Below are 5353 nucleotides of genomic sequence, written 5' to 3' on the forward strand. Positions count from 1 at the left end.
AGAAAGTGACCGTTATCCTCCACACGCGGCATTTTTGCCCCATTTGAGGGGGAAAGTTTGCGGACGTGGAGGATAACGGTCACTTTTCGTTGGTGCCCTCGCGCTCCTCGGCACGGTCTCGCGCCTGCCAAGATGCGAGAGGGAACGCCCCTCAAATGACGCATCGGGGCGGGCGCCGCGGGGGCGGGCCAATCGGCCAGATGCGAGGCACCGTCGGCTCCCCACCTATCAGCGATGCCGCATCAACCTCGGCCGGTACGCTGCTAGGCGCCGCAACGTGAATCCGCCTCAACGGTGAACTCGAGACGCTCTTGCGTGGCCGCCTGTGGAAACCGATCCACACACCACTCACCGCTACGCGGTTCTGGCCCACCGCCTACCCCTCAGTCGAGCAACCGTGCGTCGTGGACGATGATCGCCACTTGGGTTCGATTCGTGCAATTGAGCTTCGCGAGTACACGCGTGATCGCCGCTTTCACGGTCGCCATCGACTGGTACAGCTTGGCCGCGATCTCGGCATTCGACAGGCCACGGCCCACCTCAATGGCCACTTCGAGCTCCCGCTTCGACAATGCCTCGAGCGCAGTGCGGGCGTCGCGCTCACGCTGGTCGCCGGGATTCAACGTGGCTGCGGTAATCACCGCAGCCAGCACCTGCGGTGACAGCGCCCGTTCCCCTGCTGCAACATGCTGCAGCAGCTCTACCATCTCGAGCGGCGGGGTGTCTTTCAGCAGGAACCCATGAGCCCCAGCGCGCAGCGCTTCCAGTACGAGGTCGTCGGAGTTGAACGTGGTGAGCATGACCACCTTGGGAGGGTTCTGCAGCGCCAGCACCCGCCTGGTGGCTTCGATCCCGTCGAGGCCGGGCATGCGGATGTCCATGAGCACGATGTCGGGCTGTTGCTCCTCCACCAGCGCCACGGCGCCGTTCCCGTCGGAAGCTTCTCCGACGATCTCGAACGGCGACGAGCCGCCCCCGAGCATCATCCGTAGCCCAGCCCGCACCAGGGCGTCGTCGTCCACCACCGCCAGTTTCGTTCTCACCATGGCATCCACACCTCCACGACGAATTGTCCCGCACCGTCTACACCAGCGTGGAAGCGGCCGCCGACGGTGCCGACGCGCTCGTCGAGACCAATGAGGCCGACGCGTGCCCCGTCGGCTCGAGGCGCGGCCAGGCTGAGCGGGTTCACGATGCGGATGGTGACCCCCGCGTCTTCGCTCCCGGTCAGATCGACCGTCACCGGCGTGCCGGGCGCGTGCTTCGCCGCGTTGGTGAGGGCCTCCTGCACAATCCGATATCCCTGTCGGCTGACCGTCGTGGATGGTTCCCCCGCCAAGCTGTTCGTGTAGGTGATGCTGCGCCCTGCGGCGCGCTGTGCGTCGACGAGCTCCCCGACGACGGCGAGCGACGGCTGGGGCGGGAGCACGTCGTCGCCCTCTTTCTGACGTAGCTGGCCGAGGATCACCCGCAGTTCGCTGAGCGCCTGGTGGGAGCTCTCTTGGATGGTGTGCGCTGCTCGTTTGATCTCGTCGGGCGAAAGATCGTCGCGGTAGGCGAGTGCACCGGCGTGCATGGCGATGAGCGAGATCTTGTGGGCGACGACGTCGTGCATCTCGCGCGCGATGCGGTTGCGTTCTTCGGCCCGTGACTCACGTTCCACCAACAACGCTTCGCGTTCGGCCATGTCGAGCCGTGCTTGCATGGCGGCTGCTTCGGCGCGACGCGAGCCAAGGTACGAGCCGATGGCCGCGAGCGCGACGGTGAACAGCGTCGAGAGTGTGACGGCAAACAGGCCTCGCAACACCACCTCGTTCACACCTGACGCTAGGGGCGCTGCGTCGACGCTGATGGCATTGGACGTGACGGCTGCTCTCGCCATCACCGCGATCTGCAACACACCGACGAGCACCGTCGCCCACCAGCGCCGGCGGGTACACAAGCTGAGGTAGGCCCACGCTGCGAAGGGGAGCGCTGGGGGAACGGCAAGGCACGCGAGCACGAGCCCGACGGCGACCACCACCGGACGAGCGAACCGAAACCGGATCACGTACAGCGCCGCACCCAGTGCGGCCACGTGCACGGCGACGGCCTGCGGCATGCTCTGGCCCGTCGGAACGGTGAAGAACAACAAGGTGCACAGCGATGCGATCGTGTAGCGCCAGACCTTGCCCCACTTGCCAGGCCTGTACTCATCCATACCCTCAGCCTACGGGTGAGAGCCCTCCCAGCGGCAGCATCTTTGGGCTACCGACGAGGCATCGTTCGGACCGAGAAGTGCAGCCCTTCGCCCCTGGTTGTAACCCAGCTGGCTGCGGTGTGCTGGATTCATGATCGAATTCAGGCACCTCATCAAACACTACGGCGACGTCACCGCCGTCGACGACATCTCTTTCGCCGTGCAACCTGGCACGGTCTGCGGTTTCCTCGGCCCCAACGGTGCCGGCAAGTCAACCTCGATGCGTTGCCTCGTCGGTCTCGCTAACCCCACGAGGGGTCAGGCGCTGGTGCTCGGGCAGCCCTACCGGGAGCTGGTCAACCCTGCCGCGCGGGTGGGCATCATGCTCGACGCATCGGCGCTGCATCCCGGACGCACCGGGCGCGAGGTGCTCGTCGAGGGGGCGATGCTCTTAGGCCTGCCCCAATCCCGGGTCGACGAGATCCTCGCGCTCGTCGGTCTGACACCCAAGGAAGCAAAACGGAAGGTGAAGACGTACTCGCTCGGTATGCGGCAACGACTCGGGATCGGGCACGCGCTGCTTGGGGCTCCGTCGGTGCTGGTGCTCGACGAGCCTGCGAATGGCCTCGACCCTGCCGGTATCCGTTGGATGCGCAATCTGCTGCGCGATTTTGCGCGGCAGGGGGGCACCGTCTTGCTGTCTTCGCATCTGCTGCACGAAGTCCAGCAGATTGCGGATCAGCTGGTGATGATCGGGCACGGCCGCGTTGTCCACGACGGCTCCATGGCCGAGCTGCTCGCCTCCAGCGAAGACCTTGAAGACATGTTTCTCACCCTGACTGCCGATACCTCTCGCGAAGGAGTACTCCGATGAGCATCGCAACCGCCACTCGCACCGACGTTCCCCCCGTCGAGACGCGACCGAAGCCGGTCACACTCGGCCGCGTGGTGGCCGTCGAGTTTCGTAAGTTCTCCCACACCGCGTCATTGCGGATGCTCATGTGCGCATGTCTCGCGTTGATGGTGGCCATGGCGATTGGGCTCGGGCTCGGATACACGACGATCTTCCGAGATGTCGAGTCCGGTCAACCCGTCTATGTGCCTTGGCTGGCTGTCGCCACCGTAATCCGGCTCCTGGTGCAGCTGGTGTTCCCGGCGCTCATCATTGTGCCGGTGGCCTCCGAGTGGACAACCCGGTCAGCGATGACGACGTTCACCCTCGTTCCCCAGCGAGGACTGGTGGTTGGGGCGAAGGCGATCGTCGCCACGGTGGTGACGATCGTCGGCTATTGCTGCATCGCTGGCACGGCACTGCTCACCACCTGGGCTGCTCGGCTCGCCAACGGCATCTCACTCACCGGCATGTGGGCGGATTGGGGCGAAGTGGGTTGTGAGTTCACCGTCTGGTTCCTCACGATGGCAAGCGCGTTCGCCCTGGCTTTGGTACTACCCAACAGCGCTCTCAGCATCGCGATTGTGATCGGGGCTCCCATAGTGCTCCAGATCGTTTCCCAACTTGGTGAGAGCCTCACGAAGACGACCGAGTGGCTGAATCTGCAAACCAGCGCCGCCCTCGCGTTCCAAAGCGACGATGCCACCGGCGCCTGGAAACTCGTCGTCGCCACCGCCTTTTGGGTGGTACTCCCTCTCGTGTTCGGCACTCTCCGTACGCTGCGTCGCGAGGCGGCGTGAGCCTCTCGCGACGGGCGAAATCCGCACTGGCAGAGACCCAGTCGTCAATTTGTGAGTCTTTTAGTCGTCAGTTTGTGAATCGATCAGTCGTCAATTTGTGAATATCAGGTAGCTCGCTTCCTTCGACGAGGGCTGACCAATCAACTTTCTCCGTCGCACCGCGGCCAGCGTCGATACGAGTAGTGCTCGTCCCGAATGTAACTAAGCAGCACCGAGTGGGGGCTCGTTCAGACTTACCCGAACGAGCCCCCACTTGGTGTGTTGTTCCGACTACGACGCCCTACTTGAGACGCATCTCCAGGTAGTCGACGCCCATGAAGAGCCCAGTCGACGCATCATGCTTCCCAGCAGATTCAAACCGCAAGGTGTGCTTGCCTGCCTTGAGTTGGACGGTGCCTAGAGAGCCTTCGTCGGTAGTGACGCCGTCGGCATGGTGACCGTCGAACTCTCCGAGTTGCTTGCCGTCGAGCATCACTCGCAGGTTCCCGTAGTCGCCCGCCTTGGAGTACCTGAGCGCAAGGTCGTAAGACCCGGCCTTGCTGACGTCGACGGTGAACTCCGCGAACTGGCCTTCGGCTTGCGGTTTCATCCACAGTTGCGCGCCGCCAGACCAAGTCACGCCACAGCAGCTACTCTGGCGCTCCATATCCATGTCGGCCTTGTCGGCAGGCAGCAGGTCTTCGAGCTCCAGCCGCTTCGTGGTGTTGCTCGTCTGCGACGCAGGCGCGGAGAACTCGCCCGTCTTGCCGCTGCTGTCGACGGCCCTCACGCGGTAGTGCCAGGTTTCTCCGAGCCCTGCGTCGGTGTGAACGAACCCGGGCAGCGGCGAGGTGCCGAGGAGGGTCTTCTCGCTGGGATTGAAGCTGGCACCCTTCGAGCCGTACACCTCGTACTTCGCGACGGCGACATCGTCGGTCGCACGCGTCCAGTCGAGGGCGATGCCGTTGCCCTCGGCCGTGGCATTCAGCGTGCGGATGCCCGTCGGCGCCTTTGCATCCGGTTTGGCCGCCGTGGTGCTACGCACCTCATACCGAGCGGCGCTCCAGGCCTGCTCGCCCTCTGGCGTGAGGGTGACCGTGATGCTGCGTTTCCCGCGCGTCAGCTCAGGCGGCAGCATGAAGTCGTCTTCGAGCCAGCGATGATGCTCGTTGCCCAACGGCTGCAGCCATGTGCCCGCATCCTGCCCGTCGACCTGCACCTTCGCGCGCTGGTACGCCTCACGCTGATCAGACAACCGGCGCAACTGCACGACATCGCTGCCGCGAGCAATATCGACGGTGAACCTCACCGCATCCTTGGTGGCACGCAGGGTATCGGTGACGGGGATCCCGTCGTGCTCTCCTTCGAAGGTTGCCCGCAGCTTCTGCACGTCACCGCTGCCGGTGTAATTGTGCTCCTGCTCAGAAACCTGATCGCCCACGTCCACGGCGTCCGTGAGGCGAGCCCGGACGCGACCTTCGTGCCCGTACCAGAAGGCCGTGG

The 5353-nt window shown here is 64.4% G+C and carries 5 protein-coding genes; 2 read left to right on the forward strand and 3 right to left on the reverse strand.

The features are described 5' to 3' along the window. Window positions 1–383: 383 nt before the first annotated feature. Together Q0X61_RS12530 and Q0X61_RS12535 are read right to left on the reverse strand one after the other, a co-directional pair. Window positions 384–1046: a response regulator transcription factor gene (locus Q0X61_RS12530; protein WP_297743139.1), complete on the reverse strand. Its 663-nt coding sequence runs from the start codon at window positions 1044–1046 to the stop codon at window positions 384–386. Further along, on the reverse strand, window positions 1040–2200 hold the full coding sequence (locus Q0X61_RS12535; RefSeq protein ID WP_297743141.1) for a sensor histidine kinase: 1161 nt from the start codon (window positions 2198–2200) through the stop codon (window positions 1040–1042). Before Q0X61_RS12535 ends, Q0X61_RS12530 begins: the two co-directional genes overlap by 7 nt. Window positions 2201–2330: 130 nt before the next feature. Between Q0X61_RS12535 and Q0X61_RS12540 the strand changes: the two genes are divergently transcribed. Then, window positions 2331–3053, forward strand: coding sequence for an ABC transporter ATP-binding protein (locus Q0X61_RS12540; protein ID WP_297743143.1), 723 nt, complete (start codon window positions 2331–2333; stop codon window positions 3051–3053). Beyond that, on the forward strand, window positions 3050–3871 hold the full coding sequence (locus Q0X61_RS12545) for a hypothetical protein (RefSeq protein ID WP_297743145.1): 822 nt from the start codon (window positions 3050–3052) through the stop codon (window positions 3869–3871). The genes Q0X61_RS12540 and Q0X61_RS12545 overlap by 4 nt, the downstream gene beginning before the upstream one ends. Window positions 3872–4151: 280 nt before the next feature. Here Q0X61_RS12545 and Q0X61_RS12550 read toward each other — a convergent pair. Continuing rightward, window positions 4152–5353: hypothetical protein (locus tag Q0X61_RS12550; protein WP_297743147.1), on the reverse strand; the 1202-nt coding region annotated here is incomplete at its 5' end.

The sequence above is a fragment of the uncultured Tessaracoccus sp. genome (assembly GCF_947255005.1).
Taxonomy (GTDB): Bacteria; Actinomycetota; Actinomycetes; order Propionibacteriales; family Propionibacteriaceae; genus Arachnia.